This window comes from Candidatus Effluviviaceae Genus I sp., from assembly GCA_016867725.1.
Lineage (GTDB): Bacteria > Joyebacterota > Joyebacteria > Joyebacterales > Joyebacteraceae > VGIX01.
This window is the reverse complement of the sequence record VGIX01000002.1, coordinates 26981-43344: the sequence shown is the minus strand read 5'-3', so window position 1 is coordinate 43344 and position 16364 is coordinate 26981. Positions and strand designations below refer to the sequence as shown.

The window sequence follows — 16364 nt, the reverse complement described above, 5'->3', positions numbered from 1 at the left end:
AGGAACGATCGGTTTCGCGCCGCCGCGCCACACGACGGCCGCGTGGACCCGTACCGTCGGGCTCGCCCGACCCGCACAGGTGGGCGCGCCGTCCGCTCGCGCGCGCGCGACGGTGCACTCTATCAGGGCATCCGGCGTGTGTCAAGACGAGCGCCGACGAGCCTGTTGCGGTCGTCGCGGCCGAGTGGTAGAAGTTGTGGTCGCCGGGCGCGTCGGCGGGGTCACGCGGAGAGCGATCTGCGGCGCCCGATGCTCCACTGCGGTCGCGAGCGACTCCACCCTTGTTCCAGGCAGGGCCTGCGACGTGACCATTCTCACGCGATACGTGCTGCGCTCGCACATCGCCCCCGCCGCCGCGGGGCTTGCCATCTTCTACTTCGTTCTCTCCATGGACTTCATCGTGGACTACCTTCAGCTCTTCATCGGAAGGGGCGTGCCGGGGCCGGCCGTCCTCGAGGCCTTCGGGCTCTCCCTCGCCTGGATGACCGTCCTCGCCGTGCCCATGGCCGTCATGGTCGCCGTCCTGACCACCTTCGGTCGCCTGGCGCAGGACAACGAGATCACGGCCGCCAAGGCCAGCGGCGTGCACGTCCTGACGCTCATGACGCCCGTGCTCGTTGCCGCGACGCTGGTCGCCGTGGGGCTCTTCCACTTCGGGAACCACGCGCTTCCTGAGGCCAATCACAGGCTCAAGTCGCTCCTCGTGAGCATCCACCGGATGCGGCCGCTGGCCACCATCCAGCCGGGCGTGCTGACGGAGCTTCCGGCGGGCTACACGATCATCGTCGACAGGGCCGATCCACGAACCTCCGAGATCTTCCGCGCCAGGATGTACAGGCTCGAGGGCGGAGAACCCGTACAGATCATCGTCGCCGCCCGCGGGCGCGTTGTTTCCTCCGCGGACAGCGACGTGCTGACTCTGGAGCTGTGGGACGGCGAGATCCACAACGTCGATCGCGAGGATCCGACGAGGTACAACCGACTGGTATTCGCGAAGCACGTGATCAACGTGGAGGGCGCCAGCGCCGAACTCGTCAGAGGCGAAGAGGCCCGCCGCGGAGATCGAGAGCTCTCTCTCGCCGAGCTGCGCGAGAGGATCGTGACGCACCAGAAGGACCTCGATGCGGCGCGCACGCGAGCCGTCTTCTCACTGGAGACGTACGTCGGCTCGCTTCTCGATGCGGCCGACGCGGGAGGCACGCAGCGGGCGCGCGTGGACATCGAGCGACAGCGCGCGCAGGCCACGCGTGCCGCCCAGGCGGCGCTCAGGGCCGTGCAGAGCGAAATGGGCAAGGCGCGCAAGCTCGAGGTGGAGTGTCACAAGAAGCTGTCCGTCCCCGTCGCGTGCATCGTGTTCGTGCTTCTCGGCGCCCCCATCGGCATCCGCGCGCGACGCGGCGGCGTCGGCATCGGCGCAGGCATCGGCATCCTCTTCTTCCTCATCTACTACCTGTTCCTCATCGGAGGCGAGCAGTTGGGCGATCGGGGGCTCGTGAGCCCCTTCTGGGCCATGTGGGCGCCGAACGTGCTCTTCGGCGGGCTCGGCGTGTTCCTGACGCTCTTCACGGTGCTGGAGTGGAGGATCCGCCTGGTCGGCAACGTCCTCGACTTCGTCCTCAGAGTTCCCACGGGGGCCCGCCGCGGCGCCGGGAGCGCCGCATGACCACGCTCGACGGCTACATCCTGCGCCGCACCCTCGTGCCGCTGGCGCTCGTGTTCGCCGCGTTCGTCGGCATCTTCGTCCTCGTGGACCTCTTCGACCACGCACACACGTTCATAGACAACAACACGCCGCCGACGGTGGTTCTTCTCTACTACGTCTACTTCGCGCCCTACATCATGGTCCTCACGGCGCCCGTCGCCATGCTGCTCGCGACGCTCCTCGCGTTCGGGGCGCTCACGCGCTCCAACGAGCTCACGGCAATGAAGGGCTCCGGCCTGTCGCTCTACCGGGCCTTCCTTCCCGTGGTCGTGCTCGCCGCGACGCTCTCAGCGCTCAGCCTGTTGGTGGCCGAGACGGTCGTGCCCATCGCGACGAGACAGCGGATCGAGATCCACGAGAACCACATCAGGAAGCGCCCGTCGAGCGCCTTCCGATCGGACGTGATCTACATGTGGCCCGACGGCTCGACGCTGCTCGCGAAGCGGTTCGACCTGAGGAGGGGACTGCTCGAAGAGGTGACGGTCCAGCAGTTCGACACGGACCTCCGCCCGTGCGCGCGCTTCGACGCAGCCTCCGGCACGTGGGAGGACGGGCGCTGGGTCCTCCGCGACGTCCGGCTCAGGCGCTTCAGCGCCGAGGCGGAGTCGACGGCGGTGTTCGGGGCGCTCGTTCTCCCCGCGGACGGCCCGGCGCCGCGCGACCTCTCGACGAGGCAACTCAAGCCGGAAGAGCTTGGCTACGCGGATCTCAAGGCGCACATCGAGAGGCTCCGGGTCAGCGGAGTGCACCCCGGCGACCTCCCGGTGCAGCTCGCTCTCAAGCTCTCGTTCCCTTTCGTCACGCTCATCATGACGCTTCTGGGCGCCCCCATGGCCGCGGGCGCCCGCCGCGGAGGCTTCGCGCTGGCCTTCGCAGCCGCGCTGGCCATCTCGTTCGTGTACTACGGAGTTCTTCAGGTGGGCAACGTCCTCGGCCGCGAGGGGATGCTTCCCCCCGCTCTCGGCGCGTGGCTGGCCAACATCCTCTTCGCGGGCATCGGCGTGGCGATCCTCGTCAAGACCCCGAAGTAGCGCCCCCGCCCGTCCGGCGTCCCTACGTCCCGATCCTCCAGGACGCGAGGTACTCCGCCTGCTCCGGCGTGAGCGCGTCGATCGAGATGCCCATGGCGGCCAGCTTGAGCTTTGCCACCGCGCCGTCGATCTCCTCGGGCACCTCGTAGACCCCCGGCGTCAGACGGCGCTTGAGCGTCGCGAGGTACTCGCAGCAGAGCGCCTGGTTCGCGAAGCTCATGTCCATCACGGTGGCGGGGTGCCCCTCGGCGCAGGCGAGGTTGACCAGCCGTCCGTCGCCCAGCAGGTTCAGGCGCCTGCCGCCGACGACGAAGGTCTCGACACCCGGCCGCGGCGAGACGACCCGTTCCGCCATCGCCCGGAGCGCGTCCTTGTCCACCTCGACGTCGAAGTGCCCGGAGTTCGCGATGACGGCGCCGTCCTTCATCCTCTCGAAGTGACGCGCCGTGAGCACCCTGATGTCGCCGGTCACGGTCACGAAGACGTCGCCGAGCGGGGCCGCGTCGTCCATCGGCATCACCCGGAACCCGTCCATGACCGCCTCGATCGCCTTGAGCGGATCCACCTCGGTCACGACGACCTGCGCGCCGAGCCCGCGCGCCCGATGCGCGAGCCCTCGCCCGCACCATCCGTACCCGGCGACGACGAACGTGGCGCCCGCCAGGAGCGCGTTCGTGGATCGGAGGATGCCGTCGATCGTGCTCTGGCCGGTGCCGTAGCGATTGTCGAACATGTGCTTCGTCTTCGCGTCGTTGACGGCGATCACCGGGACCCTGAGCGCCCCGTCCTTCGCCATCGCCCTGAGGCGGATCACGCCTGTCGTCGTCTCCTCGAGGCTTCCCAGGAGGTCGCCCCCGACGTCCGCCCTCTCCTCGTGCACGGTCGAGACGAGATCGGCGCCGTCGTCGAGCGTGATGCTCGGGCCGGCCGCCAGGACCGACCGGATGTGCGCGTAGTAGCGGTCGTGGTCCTCGCCGCGCACGGCGTAGACCGCGACACGCTGGTCCTCGGCGAGATGCGCGGCGACGTCGTCCTGCGTCGAGAGCGGGTTCGACGCGCAGAGCGAGACGCGAGCCCCGCCGGCGACGAGGGTCGTGACGAGGTTCGCCGTCTCGGTCGTCACGTGGAGGCACGCGCCGATGACCCGCCCCTCGAGCGGCCGCTCGCGCGCGAAGCGCTCGGCGATGCTCCTCAGGACGGGCATGCTCTGCGCCGCCCACTCCGTGCGGTCCCTGCCCGCCCGCGCCAGGCCTGCGTCGGCTATGTCGTGTGGCATGGTCTCTCCTATCCCCTCCTGAGCTCGTCGACCATGTCGAGTCGCTCCCACGTGAAGTCCGGCTCCTCGCGCCCGAAGTGGCCGTAGGCCGCCGTCCGGCGGTAGATGGGTCGACGGAGATCGAGCCGCCTGATGATCTCGAGCGGCCTCAGATCGAAGCGCTTCCTCACGAGCGCGACGAGGTCCGCGTCGCTCACCGCTCCCGTCCCGTGGCCGTCGATCATGATCGAGACGGGCTCCGCCACGCCGATGGCGTACGCCAGCTCGATCGTGCAGCGCCGGGCAAGCCCCGCCGCAACGATGTTCTTCGCCACGTGGCGCGCCGCGTAGCACGCTGACCTGTCGACCTTCGTCGGGTCCTTTCCGGAGAACGCTCCGCCCCCGTGGCTCGCGTAGCCGCCGTACGTGTCCACGATGATCTTCCTTCCGGTAAGGCCCGTGTCGGCGGCCGGGCCGCCCTTCTCGAAGCGGCCTGTCGGGTTGACGTGGAGGATGAAGCCGCCCTCGACGAGCTCCCTCGGCAACACGGGATCGACCACGTGGGCGCGGACGTCGTCGACCATCTGCGTCATCGTGACGTCGGGGCTGTGATGCGCCGACACGACGACCGTGTCGACCCGCACCGGCCTGCCGTCCTCGTACTCCACGGTGACCTGCGTCTTGCCGTCGGGCCTCAGGTAGCCGAGAACCCCGTCCTTCCGCACCTTCGCGAGACGGCGCGCCAGGAGATGCGCGAGGTGAATCGGCAGCGGCATGTACTCCTTCGTCTCGTCCGTCGCGTAGCCGATCATCATGCCCTGGTCGCCGGCGCCGCCCTCCTTGACCCCGTGCTGCAGCTCGCCGCTCCCGCCCTTCCAGATGTCGGGCGACTGCTCGCCGATCGCCGTGATCACGGCGCACGTCTCCCAGTCGAAGCCGCACCTGGGATCCGTGTAGCCGATGTCGCGGATCGTGTCGCGCACGATGGTCGGAATGTCCGCGTACGCCGACGTCGAGATCTCGCCGGCGATGAAGGCGAGACCGGTCGTCACCAGCACCTCGCACGCCACCCTGCCCACCGGGTCCTGCCCCAGGATCGCGTCAAGCACGGCGTCGGACACCTGGTCCGCGACCTTGTCCGGGTGTCCCTCCGTCACCGACTCGGATGTGAAGAGGTGTCGCTCCAACGTACCCTCCGTTCCGGCGGCCGCGGCCCGCGCGGATCTCCGCGCGGCGTCCGTCATCCGCCTATCTCGATCTCCGACGAATCGCCCACGTTCAGTCTCTGGAAGTAACCCCTCACGACGGCGTGCTCGCCGATGAGCGAACGGTCGAGAAGGCTGCCCTCCACCTTCGCCTCGGCGTTGAGGATGCTGTCGCGCACGATGGAGTCCCGGATGACGGCGCCTGCCGCGATGGACGCGTAGGGACCGACGACCGACCGCTCGATGACGGCCGTCGGGTCGATCGAGACCGGCGGTATGACGATCGACCCGGGGATGGTCACGCTGTTCGCCGCCGAGCGGGCCAGCAGGAACCTGTTGGTCTCAAGGAGCGTCTCGGGGCGTCCGCAGTCGTGCCACCCGCCGACGGGGAACGTCTTCATCTCCTCGCCTCGCTCGAGCATCATCTTGAGAGCGTCGGTCAGCTGATACTCCCCCTTGGTCCGGATGTCCTTCTCCACCAGGTCGCTCAGGCACTCGAAGAGGAGCGCGGTGTTGGCGATGTGGTAGAGGCCGACGATGGCCAGGTTGCTCGGCGGCACGTCCGGCTTCTCGACGAGGCTCACGACGCGGTCGCCGTCCACCTCGACGACGCCGAAGAGCTGCGGGTTCGCGACCTCCTTGACGCCGATGCGCGTGACGCTCCCGCCGGTCAGACCGTGGAAGTCGGCCGTCACGACCGTGTCGCCGAGAACGATGAGCGTCGGGCCGTCGTCCGCGCAGTGCCGCGTGAGCCAGATCGCGTGCCCGATGCCCCGCGTCTCCTCCTGATGCACGTAGCACGGCGTGAGATTCGGATAGGCCGCGGCCATGTAGTCCCGCACGCGCTCCCCCATCGCGCCCGTCACCAGGACGACCTCGCGCACGCCCAGCGGCACGATCTCGTCCAGGATGTGCCCCAGAATGGGCTTGCCGGCGACCCGGACCAGGGCCTTGGGCATCGTGTGCGTGTGGGGCCGCAGCCTCGTGCCCATGCCGGCGACAGGGATGATGACCTTCATGAGATCCTCCCGGAGCTGGGCTCCGCAGGGGCTTCGCCGAGAGCGCTCTTGAGTCGGCCGATGGGCTCAACGGGCGTCGGGTCCACGCCCCCCAGCGCGGCCAGGTACACGCTGACGAAGTCGCCCAGCGAGACGAGCGACATCAGCCTGCCCAGCGCCGTCGCGCCCGCCGCGGTGACAACGCGCGCGGCCGCGCCCGCGGCCTCGACCTCGCGCCGCGTGAAGTCCGCCCGAAGCGCGTTCCGCGGGTGGTCGCCGGGGTCCCCCAGAAACACGACGCGCGCCGAGCCGCACAGCGGCCGCTCGCCGCTCCAGCCGACGATCTCGTTGTGGTTCATCTCGGGGATCTCGGCGCGGTGCGCGACGACCTTCGAGTTCTCCGCGAGCTGGCCGCACCACCGGCTCGCCGCGGCCGCCGTCCGCGGCGTGGTGCCGTAGATCACCGGCAGGCCCCCGCAAAGCCACCCCGCGATCTCCTTCGCGGGGTTCCTCGCGGCCGGCGCCGCCGCCCCGTGCGCGGCGACCGAGCGGCGGCAGACGGCCACCGCGTCGGCGACGTCCTCGCCGGGGTCAGGCGAGAGCCCCAGACGCGCGAGCGAAACGAGCAACGGAACGAGGCCGTACCCGAGCGCCGCCCTCGGCGGCAGGCCCCCCGGGATCGCGATGACGTCGTGGCCGTCGTCCGCCGCGCGGGCGGCGAGCTCGCCCCCCGTGGTCACGCAGAGGACGCGAGCCCCGCGCGCGTGCGCGTCACGGTACGCGGCCAGCGTCTCCTCGGTGTTCCCGGAGTAGCTCGCGGCGACGACGACCGTGTCGGCGCCGACGAAGGCCGGCATCTCGTAGTTCCTCACGACGATCATCGGGACCGAGATCGAGCCCGCCAGGTGCGCGGCCGCGATCTCGCCGCCGATGGCCGAGCCGCCCATGCCGGCGACAACGACCGCGCGCGCCCCGCGTCCCGACAGCGTGAGCGTCGCCCTCCGGCCGATCTCCAGAGCCCGCTCGAGCTGCTCGGGGAACCCCTCGAGATGGCCGAGCATGCCGCTCGGGTCGCCCGCACGCAGGGCGCCCGTGTCATCGAGGTTCATCATGGGATCATCTCCGTGGCGCTCAGTTCCGGGAACTGCTTCTTCACGACGCCCTCGAGATAGCGGCGCACGTCGGCCCCCGTTCGGAGCCGCAGCACCCGCGAGGCCACCTTCCTCGCGAAGGCGTAGCTCGTCGACCGCACGAGGCTCTTGATCTCCGGCAGCATCACGGGGCTGGTCGAAAGCTGGTCCAACCCCAGCCCGAGAAGCACCAGGAGCGCCAGGGGGTCCCCCGCCATCTCCCCGCACAGACCGACCCACTTCCGGTGTCTCTTGGCCGAGCGGATCGTCTGCGCGATGAGCTGCAGCACCGCGGGGTGGTACTGGTCGTACAGGTAGGCGACGCGGTCGTTGCCGCGGTCCACGGCGAGCGAGTACTGGATGAGGTCGTTCGACCCGATGCTCATGAAGTCGACCTCGCTCGCCAGGGAGTCCGCGATCGTCGCTGCGGCCGGCGTTTCCACCATGATCCCGACGGCCATGTTCGGGTCGAACGCCTCGCCGCGCACCTGGAGCTCCTCGCGCGCCGCCGCGAGCACCTGCTTCGCGTCGCGGACCTCGTGAAGCGACGACACCATCGGGAACATCACGCGGACGGTCCCCCGGGCGCTCGCCCGGAGGATCGCCCGGAGCTGCGTCATGAACAGGTCCGTGTGCGACAAGCTGTAGCGGATCCCGCGCCAGCCGAGGAAGGGGTTCGCCTCGCGCTCGCCGCTTCCGGGCGGCGCGAGCTTGTCGCCGCCCACGTCGAGCGTCCTCACGACGACCGGCGACGGCGCCACCGCCGCCGCCACGGACGCGTAGGCCTCGAACTGGTCCTCCTCCGACGGCAGGTGCCCCGGTTCCAGGAAGAGGTACTCCGATCTGAAGAGGCCGATGCCCGCGGCGCCGTGCGCGATCGCCGAGTGGACCTCCTCAGGCACCTCGATGTTCGCCTGAAGCTCGAGCGTCCGTCCGTCCCGGGTGATCGCCGGGTAGTCCTTGAGGGAGAGCAGCTGCCGCTCGAACTCCTCGTGCTGGCGCTTGCGCTCGCGGTAGTGGTCGAACACGGCGTCGTCGTACTCGTAGACGAGAAGGCCCTGCATGCCGTCGAGGATCGCCACCTCGCCCTGCCGCACGGCCTGCGTCGCGTTCCGCAGCCCCACGACCGCGGGGATCTCCATCGAACGCGCCATGATGGCCGCGTGGGACGTCCTGCCTCCCGCCTCGGTCGCAAAGCCGATCACGCGCTCGCGCCGCATCGCGGCCGTGTGCGTCACGCCGAGGTCGTGCGCGACGATCAGCACGTCCTCCTCAAGCTCCGAGAGCGAAGCGGCGCTCCGTCCGAGGAGCCGCATGAGGAGGCGCCGCTCGATGTCCTTGATGTCGTAGACGCGGTCACGCAGGTACTCGTCCCGCGTCCTCTCCATCGCGCCCGTGACCTGGCCGATGGTCTGCGTGAGCGCGACCGCAGCGGAGGCCCGCTGCTCACGGATCCTCCGCAGCGTCCCGTCGACGACCATGGCGTCGTCCAGGATCATGAGATGCGCGTCGAAGATCCGGGCGCGCGTCTCTCCAAGGTCCTCGGCCAGCCCGTCCCGGAGGTGCGCGATCTCGCCCCTCGTCTCCTCGAGAGCGGTCGTGAACTTCCGCACCTCGTCCTCGATCCGCTCGGGCGGCACCGCGACGTCGTCCACGCGCGGGCGCTCGGTGTCGAGCACGAAGACCCGCCCGATGGCGATGCCGGGAGACGCCGGGATGCCCTCGAGGAACCTGCAACGACCGATGCGCGAAGGGTCGATCAACGGCTCACTCCTCCGGTCGCTCCGACGACAGGAAGGCCGACAGCGCCTCGGCGGCAGCCGCCTCGTCGGGCCCCTTGACGCGCAGCGTGACGGTGCTCCCGCACTCGGCGGCCAGCATCATGACACCCATGATGCTCTTGCCGTCCACCGTCATGTCGCCCTTCGAGAGCTGGACATCCGAGTCGAACCGGCCTGCGAGCTTCACGAACTCCGCGGCAGGCCGCGCATGGAGACCGTGCTTGCCGGCCAGAACCACATCACGCTCGATCACGCTATCCTCCCAACACGCCTGCGGCGGCCAGCGCCGTCCCGACGACCACGACCGCGATCGCCACCGCCGAGAGCGGGACCCGCAGCCGGAGCGCGACGAGCCCCGCCGCGCACGCGAGCCCGGCCGCGACGACACCCCGCGGCCCGGCGGCGGCGCGTGCGACGGCGAGCGCGGCCACGAACCCGGCGGCGAACGCGCACGCGGCCCGCAGCGCGGCGACGGTCCGCCTTACGCCCGGCCCGAGGACCTCCCTGGCCGCCGCCGGCCCGCGCGCCGCGCCCGCGAGCACCCCGCGAACGCGCACCAGAAGGTGCGGCGCGTTGTACAGGACGAGCGGGACGGCGGCCGCCCAGGGCTTCCCCGCAAGCAGGGCCACGACGCCAAGGAACCCCCCGAGCGGCCTCAACGCCGCCCAGAAGAGGGCGTCGCCGGCCATGCCCAGCGGTCCCGAAAGGGCCCGCTTCGTAGCCTCCGCTTCGTGTTCGGAACGCCCCGAACACCCGAGCTCGGCGGCCGCCGCCGCGCCGAGCACGTACGAGGCCAGAACCGGGTTCGTGTTGAAGAACCCCAGGTGCCTCTCGAGGAACGCCTTCGCTGCGGCGCCATCCGCGCGCTTCTCCCCGAGCACCGGGAGCATGGCATAGCAGAAGCCCACGCTCTGCATCGTTCGCCTGTTCCAGACCGACTGCAGCAGGAACGAGCGCGCGATGACCGCGGCCGCGAGTCCGCTTCTGAGGCCTTCCGCACCGCGAGTGCTCTCCGGCGTCACGTTCGGCACCTCACGAGAGGACCGCTGCCATGGCCCCCGCCGCGAGCCCCGCGGCGAGAAGCCACCGCTCGAGCCGACAGCGGGCCGCCGCGACGGCGACGGACACGGCCAGCGGAGCGGCCCAGAAGAGGGGCGAGACCCCTGCGCGCGCCGGGAGCGACCCAAGCGGCCCGGCCGCCGCCGCCAGCGCGAGGGCGGCGGCGAGCGCAAGCGCGCCCGATGTCGCGAACCGCGCGGCCAGCCCCACCGCCACAGCCGATGTCACGCCCCGCGCATCACCGTGCGCCGCGCGTGTCTCCGCACGGCGGGCCAGACCGTCATTCCGGTCCCTGAGCCAGCCGGTCGCCCGTTGCCCGACCATCCCCGCCACAAGCGCGACGAAGAGCCCTGCGGCCGTCGCCGTGGCGGCCGGCACGCCCGCCCGGGCCAGGAGGATAGCGCCGCCTGCGCCGCCCACCGCGGCGGGCGCGGCGTCCGGGAACGGGGCCGCGCCGACGGGGAGCGCGCCCGCCCACACCAGCTGGAGCGCTCCCCCGATGACCGCGCCGGTCCCGGCGTCTCCCAGCGCGGCGCCCGCGAGCGTCCCCGCCACGAGCGGCTCGGACACCATCACCTGGAGGGCCGCCGTCGTGTCCAGACCGAGGGCGCCCCCGAGCAGGGCGATCGCGCCGACCGACGAGGCGTTCGTCATGCCGTCAGGCTCCCTCCGGCGACACGCCGAGTGCGATCTCCACCTCCGACGCCGCGCCGGGCCTGAGCGACATCGGCCAGCACGCGAGGACCGTGACGCCCTGGTGCACGCGCTCGAAGCCGCCCTCCGACTGGGAGACCGTCTCGAGCGGCGACAGCCGGAAGAGCGCAGCAGGCGTTGCCGTGAGCGTGAGAGCGTGCGACGACAGCCGATCGACGATCCGGATGGGGCCTCTCGCCGCGAGCACGATCGGCTCGGCGAGGCTCTTCCGCTCGCCGTCGGCCTCTTCCAGGAACACGTAGTCCGGATGCCCCGTGAGGAACGCCAGATTCCACTCCGACACGAACGCCGCCTCGATGGGCCCTTCGGCCGACACCCCGTGCGTCACGCGGACCCGGCGGTCCGGCTCGAGCCACACGGCCTTCGCGATCTTCACCGGCGTCGCGCCCTGCGCCTGCTCCACGGTGCCGCACGCGGTCATCACCGCCCCGACGGCCCCGTCGGTCCGCGCGAGCTCGAAGCGGTAGCGGGTGCCCGCGAGCGAGCCGATGTCGTCCTGCTCCGGGTCGAGATCCGCCGCCCCGCAGAGGTCCACGGGCACGAACCTGTCCACCGCCGACCGGCGCGGCCGCGCGTCGGGCGCGGCGAGCCGCGCGAGGCCCTTCTCCTTGGCTCGGACGGCGTCGTGGATGTTCGCGACGCCCTGAGCCGGCGTGTCGTCCGCCCGGGCGAGGAGGTCGTGGTAGGCCTCCTCGTAACGCGACATGGTCCCGAGGACGTTCGCCTCGCTCCCGCGGGCGTCGATCTCGAAGATCGCTCCTCCCTTCGCGGGAGCGACGTAGACGTTCGCCCAGTGCGACTCGAGCAGCACCTCCTCGTCGCCGTCAAGGTCGTGGTCCGTCGCCTCCGCCGCGTCCCACCGCGTGCCGCGAGCCCTGTCCACGACGTTCTCGGCCCTGATGAGATGGCGGTACACGGCCGCCCGCAGATGCGGAAGGTAGAGCCCGCCGAAGATCCCGTGCCAGTACGCGCAGTTGCACTGCCCGCGCCAGAGCTCTCGCCTCGCGGCGTCGATCTCCTCGGCGCCGACGGCCGGACGCCGCTCCGACGGGTCGGGAGTCGCTCCGGCGCCGCCCCGCGAGCGCTCGAGCGCCCTCGCCGCGGCCGAGACCTTCCCGCTCACGCGCATCATCTTCCGGACCATGCGGTTCGACTCGTCGTACTTGGCGATGAACCCCTTCCAGGTGCCCCCGCTCAGGAACGGTCCCCACTCGTCGAGAGCGCCCTGCTCCCCGACCTTCCTGAGAAGCCGCTCGTAGCTTCGCCTGGCGGGCGTCGGCAGCGCCCACTCCATCATCTCGGGGTACGAGGCCGCGGGCAGATAGACCCTCCCGCGCGGCGGCTCGCGGTCGACGAACTCCGCGAGGGTCGCCGTCGTGAGCCACGACGCGTTCCTTTCGAGCGCCGTGAAGAAGGCCTCGAGCCATCCGTCGCCGTAGACGTGCTCGCGGGTTCCCGGCCACACGCCGAACTTCTCGCCGTCGTCCCCGAAGAGCGCCATGAGACCGCCGCCGCGCTCCCCGAGCGAGCGCAGGACCGCCAGTGTCTCATCGGGCGGCCCGAACGGAATGGCGTATCGCAGCCTCTTGCTGATGGGAAGGAGCGTAAGCGGCGCCCCCTCGTCTTCGGTGACGAAGCTCCCGGTGAGCTCGTCGTCGGAGAGCCCGGCGAGTCGGAACTCGTAGTCGTCCAGGGGCACGTACTCCACGCCCGCGCCGGCGATGACCCTCGCGAGCCCGGGCTCCCACACGCGCTCCGCCAGCCACATGCCCCGCGGTCGCGCGCCGAAGGTCCGCTCCGCGTAGTCGCTCATCATCGCGACCTGGCCGAGGGCGTCCCGTTCCGGGATCGCCGACAGGATCGGCTCGTAGAATCCCCCCGTCAGCACCTCGACCTGCCCCCGGGCGACGAGCGCGCGGACGCGATCGAGGTACTCCGGCGCCCGCTCCTCGTACCACTCGAGCAGCGGCCCCGTGTTGTGAAGCGCGAGCTTGACCGCCGGGTGCCGTTCCAGCGTCTCGAGAAACGGCAGATAGGCGTCGCGGTACGCCCGTTCGAAGACGTCCGGGAGATTCCCCACCGGCTGGTGGTTGTGGATGCAGAGGATGAGCGTGACGCTATGCACCGGTGCGCTGGTCCTCCCGCGGCCCCGGGTCCGGCTCCGCGATCAGCAGGGCGAGATCGACCTGCCCGGACTGCGGAACGTCCTGAGCGAAGAGGGACGTGCCTCGTCCGACGATCGCCCTCATCGCGCGGATGTCGCCGTCGTCCACGTAGACGTACGGAAGGAGCTCCCGCTTCCCCGGCGCGAAGTGCATCCCGCCGACGTTCGCGGCCGGCACCGGGACTCCCTGCTCGATGAGCCTCAGAAGATCGGTCGGCGACTCGACGATGAGGATCATGCGCTCCCCGTCCCACCGCCCGTCGGCCATCGCCGCCGCGAGCGCGTCCACGGCCACCACGCTGACGGCGGCGCCGAGCGTGTCGAACCCCGCGTAGAGGTCGCGTCGCCACGGCGTCCCGGCGACCTCGTCGTTCGCCAGCACGATCCGGTCCGGCTCGAGCCACGTCCCCCAGGCGACGGTCACCTGTCCGTGGATCAGCCGGTCGTCGATGCGCACGAGTTCCAGCGTTGGAGGCACGTCACGACACGCGGACCGAGTCCCGGCCGCGCTCCCCGATCAGGCCCACCAGCTCGTCGACGCTGTGCCGGTCCCTCTTCACGAAGAACTCCAGGAGCATCATGAGGTTCACGCCGCTCACGACCCTGAGGCCGGGGCGCGCGACGGCCAGCTCCTGGCAGGCGTGGTGGCAGCTCCCGCCAGGCATGTCGCTGAGAACGACGACGTCGTGCGACCGTCCGAGGTCGTCCACCGCCCGGCTGACGGCTGCCAGCAGTTCCTTGAGCCCGAGCCCCGCGTTCGACACGGTGACCCAGCCGCTCTGCTTCCCGAGAATGCCCTGCACCGCCTCGACGAGGCACTCGGCGACCCTGGCATGGGCCACGAGGACACACCCTATCTTGCGGCGCTGTCCGTTCACTCGTCGTCGCTCCGGTCCGCCTCGTCGGGCATCGCCTGCCGATCGGCGAGGTCTCTCAGTCGCGCGCCGAACTCGCGGGCCGTGTGGACCCCGCCCAGTCGCAGCAGGTGGTCGAGGGCGATGACCTCGGAGATCACCGTGATGTTCTTGCCCGGCACGAGCGGCAGGACGACCTGCGGGATCTTCACGCCCAGGATCTCCGTGGCGTCCTGGTCGAAGCCCAAACGGTCGTAGTCCTCCACGTCCGACCACGTCGTCAGCTTGACCTCGACCTCGACGCGCTTGCGCTGCCTGGTCGCGCGGACCCCGAACATCGCGCGCAGGTCGATGATCCCCACGCCGCGGATCTCCATGTGGTGCCGGAGCAACTCGCTGCACGAGCCGACGAGGTAGCCCTGCGGCGTCCGCACGATCTTCACGAGGTCGTCCGCGACGAGGCGATGCCCGTTGGCGACCAGGTCCAGCGCGCACTCGCTCTTGCCGATGCCGCTCTTCCCCGTGAAGAGAAGACCGACCCCGTACACATCCACGAGCGTGCCGTGGATGGCGACGGACGGCGCGAGCACCTCGGCGATGTAGGACCCGATGTCGACGGCCACCCTCGCCGCGTGGGCGCCGCTCGAGTAGACGGGGACCCCTCTCTCGCGCGCGGCGCTGACGAGCTCTGGCGGGACCGGACGCCCGTCCGCCACGACGATCAGGGGCACCGTCGACACGCAGAGCCTCCTGAACGCTGCGGCCCGCTGATCCGGATCGAGCGACTCCACGTACTCGAGCTCAAGGTCCCCGAGCACCTGGATCCTGTCCGCCGCGAACCGCCGCTCGAACCCGGCGAGCAGGAGCCCGGGGCTGAACGTGCCCCGGTGCGTGATCTCGGCCCCCCACTCGACTCCCTCGGTCACGAGGCTGAGATCGAGCGCGCTCCTCAGGTGCCGGATGATCTCCGCGGTGTTCGGACCCTCCACGACAGTCTCTCCCCCGGCGAGCAGCCCGCCCGTCACGCGCCTTCCGAGCCCCCGGGCTCCACGAGCCCGTAGTGCCCGTCGTCCCGACGGTAGAGCACGTTCACCTTCCCGGTCTCCGAGTTCAGGAAGACGAGGAAGCCGACGCTCGCGGCGCTCAGCTCGGCCACGGCGGCCTCCGGCGTCATCGGCTCGGCCGCCAGCGTCTCGGGGACGATCCCGACGCCGCTCGGGGGCGCGCCCGCGAGCTCCTCGGCGACGTCGCTCGTCGGCACCCCGTGCTTGTGGTCGCGCACGCGCGCCTTGTGCCGCCTCACCTGACGCTGGACCTTCTCCAGCGCGTTGTCGAACGCGCTCCGAACGTCATCGCCGTCCTGCTCGCTCGAGATGGTCGCCCTCGAGGCGTGCACGGTCAGGGCCGCGACCTTCCTGTGGCCTTCCGCCGACAGCACGACGTTCGCCTCGTCAACGCGGTCGAAGTACCGGCTCAGGCCTCGCGTCTTCTCCTCGACGTACGCCCTGAGCGCGTCGTCCACCTCAACGTGCCGGGATGTCACCCTGATCCTCATGCGGTCTCCTTGTTGCTGCGCGTCAGCGCGCGACCGTCGCCAGGCCGGCCCCGCGCGTGCGCCCCGCGACGCGGTCGGCCTCGTACGAGCTTCTGACGAACGGGCCCGCGACCACCCGGGCGAATCCCCTCGCCTCCGCGACCGCCCGAAGCTCGTCGAACTCCTCGGGCGGCACATACCTCGCGACGGGCAGGTGCTCCGGCGACGGGCGAAGGTACTGCCCCATGCACACCACGGTCACACCGGCCGCCCGCAGATCGTCGAGCACGCCCTCGATCTCGTCCCGCGTCTCCCCGAGCCCCAGCATGAGCGCCGACTTGACGTGGCCGGACCGCCCGGACGCCGCAGCCTGCGACAGGACCGCGAGCGACCGTCGGTAGTCCGCCCCTGGACGCGCCGACGCGTAGAGCCTCGGCGCGGTTTCCACGTTGTGCCCGAACACGTCGGGCCGCGACGCGAGCACCGTCTCGACGGCGTTCGCGTCGCCCAGGAAGTCCGGCACCAGGACCTCGACGCCTGCCGACGGCGCGGCGGAGCGCACCGCACCCACGGTCGCGGCGAAGTGCCCCGCGCCGCCGTCCGTCAGGTCGTCGCGCGTCACGGAGGTGACGACCGCGTGAGCCAGGCCGAGCGCGCGAACGCACCGGGCGACACGGGCCGGCTCGTCGGCGTCGGGCGGCGCCGGCCGGCCGTGCTCCACGGCGCAGAACGCGCAGTCGCGCGTGCACCGGTCGCCCAGGAGCATGAAGGTCGCCGTGCCGCGGCTCAGGCAGTCCACCCGGTTCGGACACAACGCCTCGTCGCAGACGGTGTTGAGCCCGAACGACGCGAGCGCGTCGCGGACCCTCCGCGACCGCGCGGGGTGCGGCCTCGGCTTCCGCAGCCATGGGGGGAGCCTCACGCCGTCCGCCACGAG

The 16364-nt window shown here is 71.0% G+C and carries 16 protein-coding genes; 2 read left to right on the top strand and 14 right to left on the bottom strand.

The features are described from left to right. Positions 1-304: 304 nt before the first annotated feature. Positions 305-1663, top strand: coding sequence for an LptF/LptG family permease (locus FJY74_00960; GenBank protein ID MBM3306888.1), 1359 nt, complete (start codon positions 305-307; stop codon positions 1661-1663). Further along, positions 1660-2733 carry an LPS export ABC transporter permease LptG gene (lptG, locus tag FJY74_00955; protein ID MBM3306887.1) on the top strand — a complete coding sequence of 358 codons (1074 nt, stop codon included), beginning with the start codon at positions 1660-1662 and terminating at the stop codon, positions 2731-2733. The genes FJY74_00960 and lptG overlap by 4 nt, the downstream gene beginning before the upstream one ends. Positions 2734-2755: 22 nt before the next feature. On the opposite strand, the gene FJY74_00950 is transcribed toward lptG, so the two are convergent. From FJY74_00950 to lipA, 14 genes are read right to left on the bottom strand one after another with little or no spacing between them, the layout of a single operon-like run. Next, positions 2756-4009, bottom strand: coding sequence for an adenosylhomocysteinase (locus FJY74_00950; GenBank protein MBM3306886.1), 1254 nt, complete (start codon positions 4007-4009; stop codon positions 2756-2758). Between the two features lie 8 nt (positions 4010-4017). After that, positions 4018-5232, bottom strand: a complete 1215-nt coding sequence (locus tag FJY74_00945) for a methionine adenosyltransferase (GenBank protein MBM3306885.1) — start codon at positions 5230-5232, stop codon at positions 4018-4020. Further along, positions 5229-6212: an NTP transferase domain-containing protein gene (locus FJY74_00940; GenBank protein ID MBM3306884.1), complete on the bottom strand. Its 984-nt coding sequence runs from the start codon at positions 6210-6212 to the stop codon at positions 5229-5231. The genes FJY74_00945 and FJY74_00940 overlap by 4 nt, the downstream gene beginning before the upstream one ends. Continuing rightward, the gene (locus tag FJY74_00935) at positions 6209-7303 is read right to left on the bottom strand and encodes a bifunctional phosphoglucose/phosphomannose isomerase (GenBank protein MBM3306883.1); all 1095 of its coding nucleotides are present in this window, start codon (positions 7301-7303) and stop codon (positions 6209-6211) included. The genes FJY74_00940 and FJY74_00935 overlap by 4 nt, the downstream gene beginning before the upstream one ends. Then, positions 7300-9084: a phosphoenolpyruvate--protein phosphotransferase gene (gene ptsP, locus FJY74_00930; protein ID MBM3306882.1), complete on the bottom strand. Its 1785-nt coding sequence runs from the start codon at positions 9082-9084 to the stop codon at positions 7300-7302. Before ptsP ends, FJY74_00935 begins: the two co-directional genes overlap by 4 nt. Positions 9085-9088: 4 nt before the next feature. Further along, a complete protein-coding gene (locus FJY74_00925; GenBank protein ID MBM3306881.1) occupies positions 9089-9355 on the bottom strand; it encodes an HPr family phosphocarrier protein in 267 nt (88 codons plus the stop codon). A gap of 1 nt (position 9356) precedes the next feature. Beyond that, positions 9357-10124: a PTS mannose/fructose/sorbose transporter family subunit IID gene (locus FJY74_00920; GenBank protein ID MBM3306880.1), complete on the bottom strand. Its 768-nt coding sequence runs from the start codon at positions 10122-10124 to the stop codon at positions 9357-9359. A gap of 10 nt (positions 10125-10134) precedes the next feature. Continuing rightward, entirely contained in the window at positions 10135-10815 is a 681-nt protein-coding gene (locus FJY74_00915; protein ID MBM3306879.1) for a PTS sugar transporter subunit IIC, read from the bottom strand. Between the two features lie 4 nt (positions 10816-10819). Continuing rightward, positions 10820-13000 carry a DUF1926 domain-containing protein gene (locus FJY74_00910; GenBank protein MBM3306878.1) on the bottom strand — a complete coding sequence of 727 codons (2181 nt, stop codon included), beginning with the start codon at positions 12998-13000 and terminating at the stop codon, positions 10820-10822. Beyond that, positions 12993-13517, bottom strand: a complete 525-nt coding sequence (locus FJY74_00905) for a PTS sugar transporter subunit IIB (protein MBM3306877.1) — start codon at positions 13515-13517, stop codon at positions 12993-12995. Before FJY74_00905 ends, FJY74_00910 begins: the two co-directional genes overlap by 8 nt. Before the next feature lies 1 nt (position 13518). After that, positions 13519-13881 (bottom strand): hypothetical protein, encoded by a 363-nt coding sequence (locus FJY74_00900; protein MBM3306876.1) that lies wholly within the window; start codon positions 13879-13881, stop codon positions 13519-13521. A gap of 32 nt (positions 13882-13913) precedes the next feature. Further along, on the bottom strand, positions 13914-14882 hold the full coding sequence (gene hprK, locus FJY74_00895) for an HPr(Ser) kinase/phosphatase (protein MBM3306875.1): 969 nt from the start codon (positions 14880-14882) through the stop codon (positions 13914-13916). 32 nt (positions 14883-14914) lie between these two features. After that, complete coding sequence (gene raiA, locus FJY74_00890) at positions 14915-15448, bottom strand: ribosome-associated translation inhibitor RaiA (protein MBM3306874.1); 534 nt, start codon at positions 15446-15448, stop codon at positions 14915-14917. A gap of 22 nt (positions 15449-15470) precedes the next feature. Continuing rightward, a complete protein-coding gene (gene lipA / locus FJY74_00885) occupies positions 15471-16349 on the bottom strand; it encodes a lipoyl synthase (GenBank protein ID MBM3306873.1) in 879 nt (292 codons plus the stop codon). Positions 16350-16364: the final 15 nt, after the last annotated feature.